This is a genomic window from Mesomycoplasma conjunctivae (assembly GCF_000026765.1).
GTDB lineage: Bacteria > Bacillota_I > Bacilli_A > Mycoplasmatales > Metamycoplasmataceae > Mesomycoplasma > Mesomycoplasma conjunctivae.
The window spans coordinates 132509-152420 of record NC_012806.1; the positions used below are offsets into that span (position 1 = coordinate 132509).

31 protein-coding genes are annotated in these 19912 nt (G+C 30.2%); all 31 read left to right on the forward strand.

Features of this window, described 5'->3' with window-relative positions; all coding sequences use genetic code 4:
- Position 1: 1 nt before the first annotated feature.
- On the forward strand, positions 2–433 hold the full coding sequence (rplP, locus tag MCJ_RS00635; RefSeq protein ID WP_012751347.1) for a 50S ribosomal protein L16: 432 nt from the start codon (positions 2–4) through the stop codon (positions 431–433).
- Positions 423–629 carry a 50S ribosomal protein L29 gene (rpmC, locus tag MCJ_RS00640; RefSeq protein ID WP_012751348.1) on the forward strand — a complete coding sequence of 69 codons (207 nt, stop codon included), beginning with the start codon at positions 423–425 and terminating at the stop codon, positions 627–629. The genes rplP and rpmC overlap by 11 nt, the downstream gene beginning before the upstream one ends.
- The gene (gene rpsQ / locus MCJ_RS00645; protein ID WP_012751349.1) at positions 629–910 is read left to right on the forward strand and encodes a 30S ribosomal protein S17; all 282 of its coding nucleotides are present in this window, start codon (positions 629–631) and stop codon (positions 908–910) included. Before rpmC ends, rpsQ begins: the two co-directional genes overlap by 1 nt.
- The gene (rplN, locus tag MCJ_RS00650; protein WP_012751350.1) at positions 910–1278 is read left to right on the forward strand and encodes a 50S ribosomal protein L14; all 369 of its coding nucleotides are present in this window, start codon (positions 910–912) and stop codon (positions 1276–1278) included. The genes rpsQ and rplN overlap by 1 nt, the downstream gene beginning before the upstream one ends.
- 10 nt (positions 1279–1288) lie before the next feature.
- Entirely contained in the window at positions 1289–1609 is a 321-nt protein-coding gene (rplX, locus tag MCJ_RS00655; protein ID WP_012751351.1) for a 50S ribosomal protein L24, read from the forward strand.
- Complete coding sequence (gene rplE, locus MCJ_RS00660; protein WP_012751352.1) at positions 1609–2157, forward strand: 50S ribosomal protein L5; 549 nt, start codon at positions 1609–1611, stop codon at positions 2155–2157. Before rplX ends, rplE begins: the two co-directional genes overlap by 1 nt.
- Positions 2158–2166: 9 nt before the next feature.
- Complete coding sequence (locus MCJ_RS00665) at positions 2167–2352, forward strand: type Z 30S ribosomal protein S14 (protein ID WP_012751908.1); 186 nt, start codon at positions 2167–2169, stop codon at positions 2350–2352.
- Positions 2352–2747 (forward strand): 30S ribosomal protein S8, encoded by a 396-nt coding sequence (gene rpsH, locus MCJ_RS00670; RefSeq protein WP_012751353.1) that lies wholly within the window; start codon positions 2352–2354, stop codon positions 2745–2747. The genes MCJ_RS00665 and rpsH overlap by 1 nt, the downstream gene beginning before the upstream one ends.
- Before the next feature lie 3 nt (positions 2748–2750).
- The gene (gene rplF, locus MCJ_RS00675; RefSeq protein WP_012751354.1) at positions 2751–3290 is read left to right on the forward strand and encodes a 50S ribosomal protein L6; all 540 of its coding nucleotides are present in this window, start codon (positions 2751–2753) and stop codon (positions 3288–3290) included.
- A 2-nt stretch (positions 3291–3292) separates the two neighbouring features.
- Positions 3293–3661: a 50S ribosomal protein L18 gene (gene rplR / locus MCJ_RS00680; RefSeq protein WP_012751355.1), complete on the forward strand. Its 369-nt coding sequence runs from the start codon at positions 3293–3295 to the stop codon at positions 3659–3661.
- Between the two features lies 1 nt (position 3662).
- Complete coding sequence (gene rpsE, locus MCJ_RS00685) at positions 3663–4283, forward strand: 30S ribosomal protein S5 (RefSeq protein WP_012751356.1); 621 nt, start codon at positions 3663–3665, stop codon at positions 4281–4283.
- 11 nt (positions 4284–4294) lie between these two features.
- On the forward strand, positions 4295–4738 hold the full coding sequence (gene rplO, locus MCJ_RS00690) for a 50S ribosomal protein L15 (protein WP_012751357.1): 444 nt from the start codon (positions 4295–4297) through the stop codon (positions 4736–4738).
- Positions 4738–6153 carry a preprotein translocase subunit SecY gene (gene secY, locus MCJ_RS00695; RefSeq protein WP_012751358.1) on the forward strand — a complete coding sequence of 472 codons (1416 nt, stop codon included), beginning with the start codon at positions 4738–4740 and terminating at the stop codon, positions 6151–6153. Before rplO ends, secY begins: the two co-directional genes overlap by 1 nt.
- Positions 6154–6159: 6 nt before the next feature.
- Positions 6160–6810, forward strand: a complete 651-nt coding sequence (locus MCJ_RS00700) for an adenylate kinase family protein (RefSeq protein WP_012751359.1) — start codon at positions 6160–6162, stop codon at positions 6808–6810.
- Complete coding sequence (gene map, locus MCJ_RS00705; RefSeq protein WP_012751360.1) at positions 6798–7553, forward strand: type I methionyl aminopeptidase; 756 nt, start codon at positions 6798–6800, stop codon at positions 7551–7553. Before MCJ_RS00700 ends, map begins: the two co-directional genes overlap by 13 nt.
- Positions 7554–7772: a translation initiation factor IF-1 gene (gene infA / locus MCJ_RS00710; protein ID WP_012751361.1), complete on the forward strand. Its 219-nt coding sequence runs from the start codon at positions 7554–7556 to the stop codon at positions 7770–7772.
- Between the two features lie 12 nt (positions 7773–7784).
- Complete coding sequence (rpmJ, locus tag MCJ_RS00715) at positions 7785–7898, forward strand: 50S ribosomal protein L36 (RefSeq protein ID WP_041594482.1); 114 nt, start codon at positions 7785–7787, stop codon at positions 7896–7898.
- Between the two features lie 2 nt (positions 7899–7900).
- Entirely contained in the window at positions 7901–8314 is a 414-nt protein-coding gene (gene rpsM / locus MCJ_RS00720) for a 30S ribosomal protein S13 (protein WP_012751362.1), read from the forward strand.
- 9 nt (positions 8315–8323) lie between these two features.
- Positions 8324–8725 (forward strand): 30S ribosomal protein S11, encoded by a 402-nt coding sequence (gene rpsK / locus MCJ_RS00725; RefSeq protein ID WP_012751363.1) that lies wholly within the window; start codon positions 8324–8326, stop codon positions 8723–8725.
- Between the two features lie 13 nt (positions 8726–8738).
- Positions 8739–9737: a DNA-directed RNA polymerase subunit alpha gene (locus MCJ_RS00730; RefSeq protein WP_012751364.1), complete on the forward strand. Its 999-nt coding sequence runs from the start codon at positions 8739–8741 to the stop codon at positions 9735–9737.
- Positions 9738–9739: 2 nt separating this feature from the next.
- Positions 9740–10102 carry a 50S ribosomal protein L17 gene (rplQ, locus tag MCJ_RS00735; RefSeq protein ID WP_012751365.1) on the forward strand — a complete coding sequence of 121 codons (363 nt, stop codon included), beginning with the start codon at positions 9740–9742 and terminating at the stop codon, positions 10100–10102.
- A gap of 133 nt (positions 10103–10235) precedes the next feature.
- On the forward strand, positions 10236–11414 hold the full coding sequence (locus tag MCJ_RS00740) for an endonuclease/exonuclease/phosphatase family protein (RefSeq protein WP_050731546.1): 1179 nt from the start codon (positions 10236–10238) through the stop codon (positions 11412–11414).
- Between the two features lie 137 nt (positions 11415–11551).
- On the forward strand, positions 11552–12598 hold the full coding sequence (locus MCJ_RS00745) for a heat-inducible transcriptional repressor HrcA (RefSeq protein ID WP_129622016.1): 1047 nt from the start codon (positions 11552–11554) through the stop codon (positions 12596–12598).
- A complete protein-coding gene (locus MCJ_RS00750; RefSeq protein WP_012751368.1) occupies positions 12573–13286 on the forward strand; it encodes a nucleotide exchange factor GrpE in 714 nt (237 codons plus the stop codon). Before MCJ_RS00745 ends, MCJ_RS00750 begins: the two co-directional genes overlap by 26 nt.
- Positions 13279–14880, forward strand: a complete 1602-nt coding sequence (argS, locus tag MCJ_RS00755; RefSeq protein WP_041594484.1) for an arginine--tRNA ligase — start codon at positions 13279–13281, stop codon at positions 14878–14880. The genes MCJ_RS00750 and argS overlap by 8 nt, the downstream gene beginning before the upstream one ends.
- A gap of 1 nt (position 14881) precedes the next feature.
- Positions 14882–15130 carry a DNA-directed RNA polymerase subunit delta gene (rpoE, locus tag MCJ_RS00760; RefSeq protein ID WP_012751370.1) on the forward strand — a complete coding sequence of 83 codons (249 nt, stop codon included), beginning with the start codon at positions 14882–14884 and terminating at the stop codon, positions 15128–15130.
- Positions 15131–15143: 13 nt separating this feature from the next.
- Complete coding sequence (fba, locus tag MCJ_RS00765; protein ID WP_012751371.1) at positions 15144–16007, forward strand: class II fructose-1,6-bisphosphate aldolase; 864 nt, start codon at positions 15144–15146, stop codon at positions 16005–16007.
- A 5-nt stretch (positions 16008–16012) separates the two neighbouring features.
- Positions 16013–16867 carry a pseudouridine synthase family protein gene (locus MCJ_RS00770; RefSeq protein ID WP_012751372.1) on the forward strand — a complete coding sequence of 285 codons (855 nt, stop codon included), beginning with the start codon at positions 16013–16015 and terminating at the stop codon, positions 16865–16867.
- A 2-nt stretch (positions 16868–16869) separates the two neighbouring features.
- Positions 16870–17163, forward strand: a complete 294-nt coding sequence (locus tag MCJ_RS00775; protein ID WP_012751373.1) for an Asp-tRNA(Asn)/Glu-tRNA(Gln) amidotransferase subunit GatC — start codon at positions 16870–16872, stop codon at positions 17161–17163.
- Positions 17156–18469 carry an amidase family protein gene (locus MCJ_RS00780; RefSeq protein WP_012751374.1) on the forward strand — a complete coding sequence of 438 codons (1314 nt, stop codon included), beginning with the start codon at positions 17156–17158 and terminating at the stop codon, positions 18467–18469. Before MCJ_RS00775 ends, MCJ_RS00780 begins: the two co-directional genes overlap by 8 nt.
- A complete protein-coding gene (gene gatB, locus MCJ_RS00785; protein ID WP_012751375.1) occupies positions 18462–19871 on the forward strand; it encodes an Asp-tRNA(Asn)/Glu-tRNA(Gln) amidotransferase subunit GatB in 1410 nt (469 codons plus the stop codon). The genes MCJ_RS00780 and gatB overlap by 8 nt, the downstream gene beginning before the upstream one ends.
- The last annotated feature ends 41 nt before the right edge of the window (positions 19872–19912 follow it).

Consider the following 19912-nt stretch of genomic DNA (forward strand, 5'->3'; position numbering starts at 1 on the left):
GATGTTACAACCGAAAAAAACAAAACACCGTAAAACTTTTAGAATTAAACATGATAAAAGAGCGGCTTTCCGTGGAAAAACAGTTGCTTTTGGTGAATTTGGACTACAAGCTGTAACTTCTAATTGAATTACTGCCGCACAAATTGAGTCAGCGCGGATCGCTATTACTCGTCGTATGGGTCGTGAAGGTCAAGTTATTATTCGAATTTTCCCACACCAAGCGCTTACTTCCAAACCAATTGGTGTGCGGATGGGATCAGGAAAAGGTTCAACAGATAAATGGGTAGCAGTAGTTAAAACTAACACAGTAATGTTTGAAGTAAAAGGTGTCAAAGAAGAAATTGCCCGCGATGCACTTCGTTTAGGTGGTCATAAATTACCAGTTAAATGAAAAATATTATCAGCTGTAAGTGAGGAACAAAATGGAATTTAAAGAATTAAGAGCAAAATCAGCTACCGAATTAAAACAAATGTTAATTGAATATCGTTCTGAATTATTTACACTTCGTTTTAAAAATAAAACTCAACAATTAGATCAAAGTCACAAAATCGCTGATATTAAAAAAGATATTGCAAGAATTCTTACTGCACTAAAACAACTAGAATTAAGCAAAGAAGGTAGCAACTAATGAATACTAATCAATCAATTAAACGAAATGCTCGCAAAACTCTTGTTGGTCAAGTTATTGCTACTAAAAGAGAAAAAACAATTACAGTAGCTGTCGAAACACACGTAAAACATCGACTTTATGGTAAAAGATTTAAAAAAATTAAAAAATTTGCTACTCATGATGAAAACTCTATTGCCCAAGTTGGTGATCGGGTAAAAATTGTTGAAACTAGACCACTAAGCAAAACTAAATCATTTCGACTTGTCGAAATTTTGCACAAACAAGGAGATAATAAATAATGGTTCAAGAACAATCAAGATTAGTAGTAGCTGATAATTCAGGTGCTAAAATTGTTGGTGTTATTCGTAACTTAGGTGGTTCAGTCAAAAAAAATTCTAACATTGGTGACATCGTTGTTTGTTCAGTTAAAAAAGCAATTCCAAATGGAATTGTCAAAGAAGGTCAAGTAGTCAAAGGTATTATTGTTCGTAGTGTCTACGGAATTAAAAGAGCAAATGGCTCACATATTAAGTTTGATGACAACGCTGTTGTTTTAATCAAAGAAGATGGAACACCTCGTGGAACACGTGTTTTTGGTCCAATTGCACGTGAAATTAGAGATAAAGGTTACTTAAAAATTGTCTCACTAGCACCTGAGGTTTTATAAGAGGTAGATTATGAAAATTAGAAAAAATGATGAAGTAGTAGTCATTGCAGGTGATGATAAAGGCAAAGTTGGCAAAGTTTTAGAAGTTAATTCTAAAGCGCAAACTGTTATTGTCAAAGATGTTAACAAAGTTACCAAACACAAAAAACCTTCACAAGAGAACACACAAGGTGAAATTGTTGTCAAAGAAGCACCAATTCATGTTTCGAAAGTAGCAATTTTAGTTAAAAAAGCAAGCAAAGATAAACCAGCCGAATATAGCAAAATTGGTTTTCGTGTTGAAAATGGCAAAAAAGTTCGTTTTGCTAAAAAAACAAAGAAGGTAATCTAATGAATCAATTGCAAAAACACTATTTAGAAACAGTTGCACCAGCACTTAAAACCAAATATAATTATTCATCAGTGATGGAAATTCCTAAAGTAACAAAAATTATTTTAAACATGACAGCTGGTAATGAAATTACTAATTCTAAAGCTATTGAAGAAGTTTTAAATGAATTATCACTAATTGCTGGTCAAAAACCTTTTCAAACCAAAGCAAAAAAATCATTAGCTTCTTGAAAACTTCGTGAAGGCATGCCAGTTGGTGGAAAAGTTACTCTCCGTCGTGAAAATATGTGAGAATTTCTCTATAAATTAATTAATGTTTCCATACCAAGAATTCGTGATTTTCGTGGTGTTAACCCTAAAGCCTTTGATGGACGTGGTAACTTTGCACTTGGAGTAAAAGAAATTCTTATTTTCCCAGAAATCAGTTTTGATAAAATTCGTAAATTAAGAGGACTTGATGTCATTATTGTAACTAGTGCCAAAACTGATGCTGAGGCTAAATCACTACTTGAGTTAATGGGAATTCCCTTTGCAAAAAAAGTTAATTAAGGAATATCAATGGCAAAAAAATCATTAAAAGTTAAAGCTGAGAAACATCCAAAATTCAAAGTACGGGCATATACTAGATGCCAACTTTGTGGACGTCCTCGCGCAGTTTTGCGTAAATTTAAAATTTGTAGAATTTGTTTTAGGGAATTAGCACACCAAGGAAGAATTCCAGGAATTAAGAAAGTGAGTTGATAATGGCATTTATTAGTGACCCAATAGCAGATATGCTAACTAGAATTAGAAATGCTACTATCCGAAAACACAAATCATTAGTAGTAGCACATTCTAATAAAAAAGTAAAAATTCTTGAGATCTTTAAAAACGAAGGTTACATTCGTGAATTTGTAGTCAGTGGTGATATTAAAAAAGAAATTACAATTGAGTTAAAATATAAAAATTCCGTGAGTGCAATTAGTGGTCTAAAAAGGGTATCAAAACCTTCACTTCGGGTTTATGCTCCAGCTAGCAAAATACCAAAAATTCTCTCCGGTTATGGAACTGTAATTGTTTCAACTTCCAAAGGATTACTTACAGATAAACAAGCGAGAAAGGAAAATGTAGGTGGTGAAATTGTTGCCTACATTTGATAAAATATGTCACGTGTCGGGAAACGTATACTAACAATTCCAGCAGGAGTTGAAGTGACAATTGAGCAATCTTTTGTCAGCGTTGTTGGTAAATTAGGAAAACTCCAACGTAGTTTTTCTAGCTTTATTAACATTATTAAAGAAGATGGTAAATTAAGTACAGCTCGTAGTTCTGAAGAAAAACATATCAAACAATTACATGGAACCACTAATGCTTTATTGCAAGGAATGTTAACTGGAGTCTCAAGTGGATTTAGTAAAGAACTCAAAATTAAAGGGGTTGGTTACCGTGCTAGTTTAAAAGATAATAATTTAGAACTCTTAGTTGGTTATTCACACCCTGTCAATGTTGCAATACCTACTGATTTAAGTCTTGAATTACCAAACCCAACAACTGTTATTGTTAAAGGAATTGACAAGCAAAGAGTTGGGCAATTAGCTGCAGAAATTCGCGCAATTCGTAAACCAAATTCCTATTCAGGAAAAGGAATTACCTATGCAAATGAAGTATTAAGACTAAAAGAAGGGAAAAAAGCTTCTAAATAATTATGGCACTATCAAGAAATCAAGCAAGAAAAAATAAGCATGCAAGATCTATTAAAAAATCAACATCTTCTTTGTCAGCAGCTACTAAATATCGCATTGGTGTATACAAGTCTTTAAAACACTTCTATGCTTATATTTTTAATCCAGAGACCAAACAAGTCATCACCTCAGTTACTACCTTAACTAACGAAAAAAATAGCTACGGTGGTAATATTGCAGCAGCGAAAAGTTTAGCACCACAATTGGCAAAAAAAATCAGTGAATTAAAATTAGAAGATCAAAACTTTATTTTTGATCGTAGCGGTTATATTTATCACGGACGTGTCAAAGCATTTGCAGAAGAATTAAGAAATCAAGGAGTAAAATTCTAATATGGAAGCAAAACAAGAAGTAAAAATGCAACCAACTCAGGTAATTGCTCCTGATAAAAAAAATGAAAAATCAGAAAAACCAAAACGTTTTTCAAATCCAAAAAGAGCTACTCAAAACAAAGAACGTTTTAACAAAGTTGTTGAATTTGAAGAAAGAGTTATTGATGTAGCACGGGTAACTACTGTTGTTAAAGGTGGACGTCGTTTTTCCTTTTCAGCACATGCTGTTGTTGGTAACAAAAAAGGTAAAGTTGGTTTTGGTCACGGAAAAGCAAATGAAGTTCAAGATGCAATTAAAAAAGCAGTTAAAGATGCACAAAATAATTTAATTAGTGTTCCAATTGTTAATGGAACTATTCCGCATGAAGTGAAAAATGAAAAATATTTAGCTTCAAAAATTTTGCTCAAGCCAGCTCCAAAAGGAAAAGGAATTGTTGCCTCCAATACAGTTCGGGCAGTCGTTGAATTAGCAGGATATACTGATATTTATAGTAAAACTTATGGATCACGTACAAAAATCAACGTTGTTCGTGCGGCACTAAAAGCATTACAAAAATTAAAAACTGTCAAAGAAATCGCTGAACTTCGTGACATTGATGTCAAAACTCTCTTACAAAAATAAAGGATATAATTATGGCAATTAAATTAAATAATTTATCTCCAACACCTTTTTCTCGCCCAGATAAACACAGAAAAGGGCGTGGTCATGCAGCTGGAAAAGGAAAACAAGCTGGTAAAGGTCAGTCAGGACAAAAAAAACGTGGTAAAGTACGTTTAGGTTTTGAAGGGGGACAAAACCCTTGATACCGTAGAGTGCCAAAAGTTGGTTTTAACAACGTAAACTCTATAAAATACGAAACTTTTAGTCTTTCTGATCTTGATTTAAAATATCAAGATAATGACATTGTTAGTCTTGAATCTCTCTATATTAACCGTATTTTAAGACGTAAAAACTTACCTGCAAAATTATTAGCAAATGGTGAGCTAACTAAAAAATTAACTATTAAAGTAAATGCCGCTAGTGAAAAAGCAATTGAAAAAGTTGAGTCTCTTGGGGGATCAGTCGAGATACAATAATGCTTAAATTAGTCACTAGATTATTTGATAAATTGGCAAATGGTTATGTAAATATCAAACACAAATTAACTATAGTATATAATGACAAAGTCTTATTGCGTAAAATCTTTTTTACCTTTTTTTTACTTACTATTTTTGTAATTTGTGGTACAATAACTATCCCTGGTGTGCGCTTAAGTAACTTTCAAATTGATAGCAATTCCTTTTTAGGAGTTATCAATACTGTTGGCGGTGGTGGTTTATTAAATTTTTCAATAGTAGCTTTGGGGATAAGTCCTTTTATTACAGCTTCGTTGATAATGCTAATTGCGCAAACCAAGTTGTTTCCGCCAATTCATCGACTTTCACAATCTGGTCCACATGGAAGACGAAAAATTAATATTATTACCAGAATTTTAACTCTGGTAATTTCTCTTGTCCAAGCAGTTGTTCTCGTGAGAACTGTTATTGATAATGATCAACTTAATTTTGTTATATTAGAAGATAATTCTTTTGGCTATCGCTATCTCGCAATTCCGCTTATTTTAATCGCAGGTTCACTTTTTGCTCTCTTTTTAGGTGAACAAATTACTGACAAAGGTGTCGGAAATGGAACATCGCTGATTATTTTTTCAGGAATTGCAGTTGGTCTTCCAAGAAGGTTCCAATTTGCTTTTGATTATATAGTAAATACTCAAGGAAGTGCTTCAAGTATTAATGAGATTTTAGGATTTCTTTCCTATTTGGTAGGATTTTTACTACTTATGCTCATTGTTGTCTTTGTTTATTTAGCAGAAAGAAAAATTCCCATCCAACAAACTGGATCGGGAATGACAAAAAATGTTAAAGAAATTTCGACCTTGCCGCTTAAGCTAAATCCTGCAGGAATTATGCCTATTATTTTCTCACTCATTGTGATTTCATTACCTACTTTATTTACAGGTTTTTTAGATATTAATACTTCAGCTGTAAGAAATTGAATTGCAAACAATTTACGTGTTCAAGATCCTCTTGGACTTGGTTTATTTATCTTTTTTAATATTGTTTTTACTGTTGTTATGTCATTACAACAGTCAAGAATTGATAAAATTTCAGAAGATTTTGCAAAAAATTCGACTTTTATTCCTGGAATTCGCCCAGGTGAGCAGACTGAAGATTATCTAATTGGGGTAGTTTTACGGCTTTCAGTTTTTAGTGCTATTTATTTAACCCTTTTAGGTGTTTTACAACCTGTACAAATAATGTTGGGACTACCAGATGCAATTACGTTTAGTGGTACTTCAGTTATTATTTTAGCAACTACAGCACTTGAGACTTTATCACAAATCAAAGCTCGTCGGGATGCAGAAAAAATTATTGTTAAAAGAAAAAAAATCAATAAAAATATTGCAAAATCTAACACTTCCAAACTCAATGAGAAAGACTTATTGTGGTAAAATTATATGAATAAATTTAATCAAAAACACTTTATTTTCTTAGGTGCACCCGGCTCTGGAAAAGGCACATTAGCTACCGCTTTGGCAAACTTAACAAAAATTAAGCATATTTCAACTGGTGATATTTTTCGAAGTAAAATTAAACAAGATCAAGTCTTTGCAGAAAAAATCAACACTATTGTCTCACAAGGTTTATATGTGCCAGATGATATTACCAATCCTTTAGTTTTAGAAGCTATTTCATCCTTAGATGCCAAACAAGGTTTTATTCTCGATGGTTATCCAAGAACATTAGCACAAGCTAATTTTTTAGAAGAAAATAATTTTCAATTTGATGGCGTAATTCATCTTGATGTTGCCGAAGAAATTATCATTAATCGTATTAGTCTTCGTCGTTTTTGCCCAACATGTAAACGTGTTTATCACTTGGAATTTCGACCTCCTGTTGATGGCAAATTTTGTCAAGATGACAATAGCGAAGTCGTGATTCGCAAAGATGACCAACCTGAAGTTATTAAAAAGCGTTTTGAAATTTATAAGCAAGAAACTGCGCCTTTAATTGAGTATTATCGTCAAAAAAATCTTTTGTTTACAGTTGATTCCTCACGTCCTGCTGAAGATTTAGCTAAAGAAATTATTGAAAAATGGCAATTATAAAAACTAATCAAGAAGTTGAAAAACTAAAAAAAAGCGGAGCTCTCTTGGCAGAGGTTAAACAAATAATTTATGACCTTGTAAGACCAGGAATCTCACTTAAAGAACTTGACACCATCGCTTTTAGTGAGATTAAAAAACGTAATGCCGAGCCAGCATTTTTAAATTATCATGGTTTTCCGGCTACTATCTGCGCTTCTGTTAATGAAAAATTAATTCATGGAATTCCAGATGATTATATTATTAAAGATGGTGATGTAGTCTCTATTGATATGGGACTAATTTATCAAGGTTATTATTCTGATAGTGCTTTTACAAAAGGTGTTGGTCAAATAACCTATTATGACAAAAAAATTATAGAATGTACCGAGCAAGCCTTCCAAGCAGGTTTTGAGGCAATCAAACCGGGAGCTTATACTGGAGATATTGGTTTTGCTATCCAAGAAGTGGTCAAAAAGTGTGGATTTTATACACCAAAAGATTTTTGTGGACATGGAATTGGCAGCGCACTGCATGAGGATCCCAATATTTTCAATGAAGGTCAAAAAGCTAAAGGTTTAAAATTAAAAGATAACATGGTGATTTGTATTGAACCAATGTTGTTACAAAATTCACCGAAGGTAAAAATTTTAAAAGATGGCTGATCTGTAGTTGGGCTTAGTGGTAAAAATAGTGCCCATTTTGAACAAACTATCCTCATCAAAGACGGAGTAGGTCACATTCTAACAGGAGAAATTAAAAAATAGATGTCAAAAGAAAATAAAATTGTCTTCCCGGGTTTAGTAACTCATGTTTTTAATGCTCAAGAGTACGAAGTAACCCTTGAAAATGGTGTAAAAATTAATTGCCATATTGCCGGAAAAATGAAACTACACCACATTAAAATTATCGTAGGTGATCAAGTTAAAGTGGAAATGTCACCTTATGATTTAACAAAGGGAAGAATTGTCTATCGCTTTAAATAAAAAAGGATTGTTATGAAAGTAAGAGCAAGTATTAAAAAAATGTGTAAAGACTGCAAAATTATTAAACGTAAAAATACTAATCGTATTATTTGCATATTAGCAAAACATAAACAAAGACAAGGATAAAAATGGCAAGAATATTAAATATTGAAATTCCAAATAACAAACGTATTGTAATCGCGCTTACTAGCATTTATGGGATTGGTCGTTCTCTAGCAAGTGAAATTGTTGCCAAAACTCAACTAGTACAAAAAGAAAAATTTGCAAATCAATACCCATTAATCACTGAAGATACCAAAGTAAAAGATTTAAATGAAGATATTTTACACATCATCAGAGACATTGCCAAAGAGTATAAAACAGAAGGTGATTTGCGCCGTTCAGTGCAAACTGATATTAAACGTCTAATTGAAATTAAATGTTATCGCGGAATCCGTCACCGTAAAGGTCTTCCTGTTCGTGGTCAAGTTACACAAAAAAATGCGCGTACACGTAAAGGACCTCGTAAAACTATTATGGGTAAAAAGGTAAAAACTAAATAGGATTTAGACATGGCAAAAAAAGAAAAAGTTAAAAAAGTTAAAAGTAAAAACATTACAACTGGAATTGTACACATTCACTCTTCACACCAAAATACAATTGTTAGTTTTACCGATAAATTAGGAAATGTGATTTCTTGATCATCAGCTGGACATATTGGTTTTAAAGGGACCAAGAAAAAAACTGCTTATGCAGCTAGTTTAGCAGCCAATGCAGCAGCAGAGCGAGCTAAAGAACATGGAATTAAAGAAGTTATTGTTGAACTCAAAGGAACAGGACAAGGAAAAGAAGCAGCTAAAAAACAAATTTTAACAGCTGGTATTAATATTATCCAAGTTAAAGATGTAACTCCAATTCCACACAATGGAACTCGTCCTCCAAGAAAATACTTTAAAAGATTAGAAAAAAGATAAAAGGAGTTAAATCGTGAAAAAATATGCAAAAGTTTACTATAATGAAAATAGTATTCAACAAGTTAGCGATTTTGAAACTACTTTTGAGTTAAAACCTCTTGAGCGTGGTCTTGGTAATACTATTGGTAACGCCCTCAGAAGAACAATTTTATCTTCAGTTTCATCAGCTTCAGTTTTTGCAATTAAAATTGCCAACATTGATCACGAATTTAGTGTTCTTGATAATGTTGTTGAAGATGTTGTAAGTATTTTAAACAACTTAAAAAAAATTCGTTTTCGTTATCACGAAGAACTTTTTGATAATGATCAAATTCAAAAAGTTTCCTTCTCTGGTGACAAAGCCGGCAATATTTATGCAAAAGATATTGACAATACTGGCGGATTAGAAATTGTCAACCAAGATCAATATATTGCCTCTGTTGGTAAAGTTGGTGCTTTAAAATTTGAAATGTTTATTATTGGAGGTAAAGGATTTACAGATTTTGAGACCAATAAAAAAAGAGTTAGTGATCTTGCAGGCAAGCTGCAAAGTGATCTTTTGGGAACTATTATTGCAGTTGATAGTGATTTTTCACCAGTAGTTAAGGTTCACTATGAAGCCAATGAGCTTAACTCATCAAACCCAATTGTCGAAGAAAGATTGGTTCTCAATCTCAAAACTGATGGTACAATTTTTGCCAAAGATGCTTTAGCAGAAGCTGCAAAAATTTTAATTGCACACTTACAATTAGTTAGCAACACTGAAAATCTTGATCAAATTGCAGATAATTTCTTTGAAGAATCACGTTACCACGAAGAACAACCAAAAAAGAACTTAATTGATTTATCAGCACTTGATCTTTCTGTTAGATCTTTAAATGCACTTCGTCGTGCACAATATTACAAAGTTTCTGATATTCAAGATTTAACTCAAGAAGAATTAGAAAACATTAAAAATCTTGGTAAAAAATCTGTTCAGGAGATTTTGGACAAACTAAAAGAACAAGGAATTGAACTTAAGTCAGGAGATTAAAAATGGCAAATCCACATCAAATTTATCGCCGTGATGCAACATGAAGAAAACATGTTCTTCGTTCACAAGCAACCGCACTTTTAATGCACGGAAGTATTACCACCACACTTGCAAGAGCAAAAGAATTAAGAAAACATGTTGAAAAATTAATTACTAAAGGTAAAAAAGATACTTTAGCAGCGCGGCGTAATGTTATAAAATTTATTCGTCATGAAAAAACTAAAGAAGGCATTTACATCATGTCTCACTTATTTAATAATATTGCTCCTAAATATAAAGACCGCAATGGTGGATATACAAGAATTATCAAATTGCCAGCACGTCAAGGTGATAGCTCAAAAATGGCGATTATTGAATTAGTTTAATCATTAAATCAAGTCAAAAAACAACATAATTTTAAATATGTTGTTTTTTTTATAAAAATATTGTAGAATATCATATATAAATTTTTATAAACAAAGATTCTTATCTAAAAAAGTCAATAAATGTAAAGGAAAAATGGTGAAAAATAGGTTTAAAAATAAAAACAGATTTACTTGGGTAGCAGCTTTAGCTTCCTTAATATTTTTTGCAGGTGCAGGTATTGGAGCCTACTATATTTATAAAACTGTTGTCGCTAATAATAACAATGAACAAGAAAACAAAAGTGTTGACTTAAGAGGAACTGATACAACTTCAACACAAAAAAAGTCTCAAACTCAAAAAGCTAAATCCTTAATTAAAACATCAGATAGTGTTGCTAGATTAGGTTTTTGAAATGTTTTAAATTATGACAATAAGGATGAAAAAGCACGTAACTATGCTTTTAGTCAAATAATTGCTACAAGTAATATTGATCTTATTGCCCTTGCAGAAATTAAAGAAAATCCCAATGCTAACGGAACATCAATTATTGAAGAGTTAAATAAACTTCAACAAGATGCTAAATGAAAAGAATTAACTACTGAAGTTGTTGGTAAAAAAAATCAGCAAGAAAGATACACCTGACTTTATAAATCGTCAATTTTTGATTTAATCACACCTAAAAATAGTAAAGCTAATAACCCTTATTTGATCAGTGAATATAAAACAATAAAATATGCTCGTCCAGTAGCTGCAGCTTTTTTTAAGCACAAAACTAGTGGGAAAACCATTTCACTTGCAACCGGTCATTTCGATAGTCCTGGGGCTTCTAAAACTCGAAAAGAAAAACAAAATCGTGAATTTAAATCTCAGGGCGATCAAGAAATTAATGAAGCAAAACATTTGGCAAATGTACTAAAAGAATTAAATGCTGATACCCCAACTGATGCTCAAATTTTCATGGCAGATACTAATATTAGAGAAAATGCAACTAATTATGCATTTAAATCTACTTTTGAAGCTGGTTATAAATCATTGTTAGAAACTAATGAAAAAACTTCTCTCTCCCAAACATTTGGAGGATATGCTTCAGCATATGATAAAATTTTTTTCAAAGGTAATCTTCCAACTTTGAATGCTAACAAATTTGATTTATGAACCGTTTTTGACACTAACATAGTTGATCTTAAAACCTATCAAGAATTAGCTCGCAAGGATAGAAAAAAAGTTGGTTCTGTATCATATAAAAATAACGAGGGTAAATCAAAATGAGTTCGCTCCATTTCTGATCATACCGCTGTATATTTCGATATTGACTTTGAATCAAAAAAATAATTATAGTTAAATTTAAAATAAATTAATTTATAATTATTTTATAAATATACAAGATAAAAATAGCATTAAGATGGCACATTTGGCACTTAATTGCTATTTTTTTAAAATAATTAATGTATAATTAAATATTTATGAAAATAAAGTTGTTAAATCCAAAAAAGGCAGATTATCTAAAAAAAATTGTTGAAAATTATATTAAAAATGGTGAGCCTGTTGGCTCTGCTAATTTGAAACAAATTTATGCCATTAATAAGTCTACCTCACATTTAAGAAGTATGATGAATGAATTGGAGCAAGAAGGTTATTTAGAAAAATCTCATAGTTCTAGTGGTCGTATTCCAACTCTTTTAGGATTTAAATATTATGCTGAATATTTGAGTCATGACGAAAGTCGGGATTTGAGCCAAAAATTAAAAGATGTTTTCGCACGCAGACGTGTGAGCATTGAACAAACTATTAATGAGGCAGTCAAAATCATAAGTGAAGTTGCAGGCGCTACATTAATTGCTACAACTAATGATAGTTTTGAAAAACTTATGTCAATTAGTTTAACTATTATCAGTGAATCAACTGGTGTTGTTGTTTTAATTACATCAAGTGGACGAGTAGAAAATAAATTAATTAATTTTAATAATTTTATTAAAAAAGAAGATGTAAAAATTGCCATCCGTTTATTTCAAGAGCGTTTAATTTCACTACCAATTATCGAAATAGCAACAGCTATTCAAATTTTAAATCCCATTTTAGAAAAGCAAATTAAACATAGCGAAGATATTTTAAAACACTTTGCAGAAAATGTTTTTAATTTTCATATCAAGCCTGATTCAAAGATATATAATAAAAATTCACTAATTTTAGACCGTGATATATCAAGACAAAAACTAGTACAACTTTTAGAAATTATTGAAAAAAAATCAATTTGAGAAATACTAGATGAGAATTCCCAAAGTGAAGATGAAACTTTAAAAATTAGCATTGAATCCAAGGAAGCTTCCTTTATTTCTAAGCAGTTTCCAAAGTCTTCAAACATCAAGGAAATAAGTTTTGTTGGCTCTACTCAGAAAATAAACTATTCGGCAGCTTGAACAGGTATAAAGTTGTTAGAAAATTTTTTATCTAAAAAAGAAAAAGAAAATGATAAGGAAGGAAAGGCAAAAGATGAAATTCAAAAAAAATCAAGCTAATAATCCAACAGAAAACAATAAATCAGAAAGCAAAACAAACAAAAACGAGCAAACTAATTTTGAAGCTCAACCACCAAAATCTCAAAAGGAAAATTCAAGCAAATTTAATAAAAAAGATAATCTAAATTTGAAAAAGATCAATCTTGAATTAGAGAAAAAAAATCAAGATTTATCAAATAGAAATATCACCTTAGAAGTGGAAAATTTAAAATTAAAAGATAAAATTAAATTATTAGAAAATGATTTTAAAGAGCAAATAAAAACTTTTGAAGATAAAGCAAATGAAAAAGTTAAAACACTCAAATCAGATTTGCATCAAAAATTAGAGTTAGAAAAACAAACTTTAAAAAAATACAGTATTCAACCATTTTTTGAAGATTTTTTAGTACCTTTTTTAAACTTAAAGCAAGCCATTCACTTTGGTTCTAATTCCAATGATTTGGCTGTCAGTGCTTATGTTAAAGGTTTTGAGATGTTGATGGCTCAATTAGAAAATGTTTTTGAAAGTTTTGGCTTAACAAAAATTGAGCCACAAATTAATAGTATTTTTAACCCTGAAGAACAAGAAATTTATCACTTGGAAAAAGGTTCTAAAGACCATATTTTAGAGGTAAAATCTATTGGTTATAGACTACATGATCGTGTTATAAAACCTGCGCTTGTAATTGTAGGTAAAGAAGATGAATAATATAATCAAACAAGAGTTAATAACTGTACTTAAAGAATTGAATTTAATTTTTGATGAATCAAAAATTATCATTTCCCAATCTAGTAAACACGCTGATTTTACAAGTAATATAGCTTTGATATTAGCTGCTATTAATAAGTTATCACCAATGGAATTAGCAGAGCAAATATCTCAGAAAATAAAGACAAATAACAACATTGCTAAAGTCGAGGTTGCAAAACCAGGATTTATTAATTTTTTTATTTCTAATCAAGGATTTGTAGAAATTATTCAAAAAATTATCAAAGAGGATGATTGCTATGGTTCTCAAAAACAAAATAAAAAAATTAATATTGAATTTGTCTCTGCTAATCCAACAGGTTTTTTGCATTTGGGTCATCTTCGAAGTGCAATTATAGGTGATGTTTTAGCAAGAGTTTTAGAATTTAGTGGTAATCAAGTTTTAAGAGAATATTATATTAATGATTTTGGTGTTCAAGTTGATAGGTTGACTAGTTCACTAATTGCAAGATATGATCAAATATTTGATAAAAATGTAGTTATGCCACAGGACTCCTATGTTGGTGAAGATATTGTTTGAGGTGCTAATAAAATTTATTTAGAAATTGGTGATAAGTTTCAAAAAGACTATAAAAATGAAGACAAAAGAGAATTTTTTTGAAATAAAGGTTTACAAATTTATCTAGATGAAATTAAAAAAGATTTAACTAACTTAGACATTTTTTTTGATAAATATTCATCAGAGGCTGAATTACATAAGAACTCTATAATTAAAACAAATATCAAAAAATTACCTGGAACTTATGAACAAGATGGTGCTCTATGACTAAAAACAAGTCAATATGGTGATGATAAAGATCGAGTTTTGATTAAACAAGATGGCAAATATACATATTTTGGAGCTGATATTTGCTACCATTTAGAAAAAATTAACTCAAGTTTTCACCCAGATTTACTAATAAATATTTGAGGTGCTGATCACATTGGATATGTAGATCGTATTAAATCAGCACTTAGCCTTGTTGGCGAGCAAGATAAGTTGTATATTCTTCTATATCAATTAGTAAAATTATTAAAAAATGGTCAAGAGTTTAAAATGTCCAAACGTAAAGGATCAACCTTTACAATCAAAGATATTTTAAAATTAGCAGACAAAGATTCTATTCGTTATTTTATGGTTGAACGTAGCGAAAATAGCATTATTGAATTTGATATTGAAAAAGTAAATCAAATTAATGAACAAAACCCTCTATTTATCATTCAGTATGCCTATGCAAGAAGTTATCAATTGTTAGAAAAAATCCAATATAATTTTAATAATATTTCTAGTTTTAATACCCCTTTTGAAATAAAATTAATTAACGAATTAAAAGAGTTTGAGGTAATTATTGCTAAGATTAGTCATAATTACAAAATCAATTTACTCAATAAATATCTTCTTGATTTGGCAAATAGTTTTAACTCTTTTTATTCAAATGTCAAAATTTTGGATTCTCCAAGAAAAGATAGTTTAATGGCAATTGTAAAAGCTGTTAATATTGTCATTCGAAATGGGTTAAAATTATTAGGTATTCAAGGAAAGGAAAAAGTTTAATATGGACACAATTATTAGTGTTGCTAAAGAATTTTTATCAAATAGATCTGAGGCAACTTTTGAAGAAATTTTTAAACAAGTACAAATTAGACTAATGTCTAAGTGAGAAAAAGAATTAAAAGGCAAATATAAAAATGCAGAACAAATTTTAATTTACAAACGTGGAGAATTATATAAATTACTTACAATTGATGGTAACTTTATTCCCCTAGGCGACAATGTCTGAACATTACGAAGTGATTTAGTTTAAAAAGGAGAAAAATATGAAATTAGTTAATGCTAAAGAAATGCTAGAAAAAGCCTTTAAAAACGGATATGCTATTCCACATATTAATATTAACAATTTAGAATGAACTAAGTCTGCTCTTTTAGCAGCGCAAGCAAAACAATCACCGATAATCCTTGCAACATCTGAAGGTGCACTCAAGTATATGGGAGGTCTCAAAACTGTTTATTCACTAGTTGTTAACTTGATGGATTATTTAGAAATTAGTATACCAGTTGCACTTCACCTAGATCATGGTAGTTTTCAAACTTGCAAAGATGCAATAGATGTTGGTTATACCTCAGTTATGTATGACGGTTCACACGAAGAATTTGAAGTTAATCTAGCAAATACCAAAGAAATTGTTAAATTAGCAAAAATTAAAGATATTAGCGTTGAAGCTGAAGTTGGCTCCATTGGTGGTGAAGAAGATGGAATAGTAGGTGACGGTGAAATCGCTGATGTTAAGGAAGCGCTTGCAATGAAAGAAGCTGGCATTACAATGTTAGCTGCAGGTATTGGTAATATTCATGGCCCATATCCTTCAACTTGAAAATCACTTAATTTTCAAGTTGTAGAAGATATTGCTCAAACAACACAGCTACCATTAGTGCTTCATGGCGGAAGCGGTATTCCGCTTGAGCAAGTTCAAAAAGCAATTAGTCTTGGAGTGGCTAAAATCAACATTAACACTGAATTGCAACAAGCAAATGCGCAAGCTATTGAAAAATTTATTGAAAGTGGTGAATCTAAAAAAGGAAAAAACTTTGATCCAAGAAAACTTTTAGCACCAGGTAACAAAGCTATGCAAGAAATTGTTGAACAAAAAATTGAAGAATTTGGTTCAGCAAATAAAGCATAAAACCTATGATTTCATACACTGTTCCTGAAAATCAAAACCAAAGAAGTATCCTGAAATTAGTAAGTAAATTACTTCCAAATTATAGTTATAATCAAATTGAAAAATTGTTTCGTCTACAAAAGGTTAAAATTAATAATAAAAAAGCGAAAAAAAATCAAATTGTCTATAAAAACGATTTGATTATAATTTATACAAAAGAAGCAAAAATTGTAAAACCAGATATTAATTTGGCATACATAAAAGTAAAATTTGATATTTTATACGAAGATAGTAATATTCTAGTTGTTATCAAACCAAGGCAAACAGCAATGCATAGCCATAAATTTAGCTTAGATAATCAAGTGCACAAATATTTAAATATCAAGATGGCCGACATTTTCAAACCAGCACACATTGGTAGACTAGACAAAGATACCACTGGGATTGTAATTTATGCTAAAAATTATCAAACCGCTTTGGAAATGAACAAAAAACAACACTTTTTTGTCAAACGCTATGTTTTTAAATCGGATATTGACTTAAAAGAAAAAGTAGATGTTAAGCTTTGAATAAAGAAAAATGATGATTTAAAAAAAATGGAAGTCAGTCAAGAAAAAACTCAAAACTCGCAGTTAGCAATTACTTCTTTATTTTTAATAGGGAACAATAAAATCGCACAATTACAAACGGGTAAAAAACATCAAATTCGGCTTACATTATCACATTTAGGTTATCCAATTTATGGTGATCAAAAATATAGTAGTTTCAAGTTAATGCCTATGTTTTTACACTGTTTTTTTCTTCAGTTAAATAATTTGGAAGGTAATTTGCAATATTTAAACAACAAGCAATTTATAGATAAACCAAGATGGTGGGAGTAATTATGAAAAAAGAAACAGTTATTGATTTAGCTAAAAAATTAAAGTTTGTCCCTAATCAAGATGTCATTGATGTCGTTCTTAGTGAAAATAAATTAATCAAAAAAAGTATTTACAATTTGTATCAATTTGATACTAGTAATGTGCTTCCAATGGATAAAGTCCATGAGCATACTTTTAGCCTCTCGCTTTTAAGAGAAGATGTTGCTAAAGTAGAAGACTATCGTGATGTTTTATTTAAAAACTCAGTACATAGTGAAAATGAGAATATTAAAATTAAAAGGGTAATTAATGATTAAGTACAAATATGATGCTCAAAAGGCAAAACAAGAATTAGCTAAGAATAGCAATAGTGTTGGCTATTGATTTACTGATTTTGAAGAAAAATCAGGAAGTCTAACAAATTCCACCTTTTCGATTAAAGAAAATTTTGCCACTTCACAAGGAGTAAGCCATGGTTCTTCCAAGTCCTTAATTAATTTTCAGCCTTCATATAATGCAACAATTTTTGAAAAATTAGTAAATGCCGGTGCAAAACCTCTTTTTAAAACACATAATGATGAATTAGGTCTTGGTGGAAAAGGTCTATTTTCTGCTTTTGGAGAAATTTATAATCCTTTGGATGCAAGCAAATTAGTTGGTGGTTCATCTTCAGGGAGTGCTGCAACTTTAAATTATGTCAGCTTTGCAATAGCTAGTGACACCGGCGATTCTATTAGAAGACCTGCAAGTTTTATAGGAAAAGTTGGTTTTAAACCCACTTATGGTGCCGTTTCTCGTTATGGTCTTTTTTCTTATGCTACTTCACTTGATACCGTTGGTTGATTATCACACAATGTTGCTGATAGCATTGAAGTAGCTAAAGTTGCCTTTGGTAGAGATGAAAAAGATTTAACTTCGATTGCAATTAGTGTTGCAAATGCTTCAAAACAAAAACCTAAAAAAATTGCGGTTTTTAATTTTGAAAATGAAGTAAAAAGCTTTGTAAATGAACAACTTTTTAAACTTATAGATAAACTTAGAAATGAAGAAATTGAAGTTGAAATAATTAAACCAGATACTAAAATTCTTTCAGCAATTAGCATAGTTTATAAAATTGTTTCTTATGCTGAAGTTACTTCAAATCTTTCAGCAATCAATGGGATTAGTTTTGCGCATGCTCCAAAAAATCAGTCATGAGAGCAGATTATGTTTGATACTCGCAGTAGCGGTTTTGGTTTAGTTTTACAAAAAAGATTAATTTGAGGTTCTTACTTTTTAAAAGAAGAAAATCAAAAAAAATATTTATTAAAGGCAAAAAAAGTACGTCGAATAATTGCAAATTATTACAAGAAATTTTTAGAAAATTATGATATTGTGATTTTTCCATCGTATTATTCAATTGCACCTGATATTCAAGGAAAAAACGAAGATGATGAATCAAAAATTACCTCCAACATTTTAACAATTAGCAATCTCACAGGTAATCCCTCACTTTCAATCCCTCTTGGTAAATATCAAGGTTTACCTTTTAACATTACAATTGATGCTAATTTAAAAGAAGATGAAAAATTACTCAGTTTTGCTCTTTATATTGAAGAAAAAATAGGTGAAATAAATGAATAAATATGAAGTAATTATAGGTGTTGAAATTCACCTTGAATTAAATACAAAAAGCAAAATTTTCTCTAATGCATGCAACAAAATTGGTGAACCAAACACCAATTTTAACCTTTATGATTTAGGATATTTGGGAACCTTGCCACAAATTAATAAACAAGCAGTAGAAAAATCTATCATGCTTGCAAAAGCTTTAAAAATGAAGATAGCTCCCTTTTTAGCTTTCGATCGAAAAAACTATTTTTATCCAGATTTACCAAAAGGATTTCAAATTACTCAACAATTTCACCCAATAGGAAAAGAAGGTAAAATTAGTGTTGAATCAGAAGGTTTTACAAGAGAAGTTGAAATTGAAAGAATACATCTTGAAGAAGATACAGCAAAACAAATTCATCAAGGCGAATTTACTTATCTTGACTATAATCGCTGTGGAGCTCCTTTGATTGAAATTGTGACAAAACCTGTGATTAAATCAGCTCAAGAAGCTGCCAACTATGTTGATAATATAAGAAAATACGCTTTATTTTTGGGCATCTCTGATGCTAAATTAGAAAATGGATCACTACGTGCTGATGTTAATATTTCTGTTCGAAAAGTAGGACAATTAGATTTTAATAATAAGGTTGAAATTAAAAATATTAATTCAATTTCTAATATTAAAAAAGCTACTGAATTAGAAATAGAAGAGCAAATTCAAGCTTATGAAGAAGGTCAAATTGTAAAACAAGTAACTAAAAAATTTGATGACAAGCTAGTAAAAAATACAATCTTACGTGAAAAAACTAGTGCTATTGATTATAAATATTTTCCAGAACCAAATTTACCCATCATCGAATTACCTTTAGATTTTGTTAATAGTATTCAAATTAAGCCAACTCCTGATTTAATTCAAAAATTTTTAGTTGACAACAAAGTTAGTGATTTTTATATTTTGCAAATTTTAAATAGTATTGAAATATGAACATTTTTAAATAATTCAAGATTAGTTAATTGAGATTTGGGGGTTAAAATTTTCTTTGCCGAAGTTTTACCGATCGTAAATAAATTAGGTTGACAAAATTTAAATATTCAAACTAGTTTTTTTAATTTATTAGTTAAAGATTTATATCTTAAAAAAATTACAGTTATTGATGCTAAAAAGGCTATAAATTTAAAGCAAAAGGAAGAAAATTTAGATTATCACACTGTTATCAAAAAAGTTGTTGTTCCACAACTAAATGTAGAAGAATTGTCTAAAATTATTGATAATATTTTTATTCAAGAAAATGAACAAATACAAAAAAATATCAACAATAAAGAACGTATTTTTAAATATCTTATTGGCAAATTAATGAAAGAAGTTAAAGGTGCAGCTGACCCTAAGCTTATAAATGAGTTATTACAAGAAAAAATTAATAGTAATTTATAAAGCTGATAATTACCATTTGTTTAACATTTTATTAAAATAAT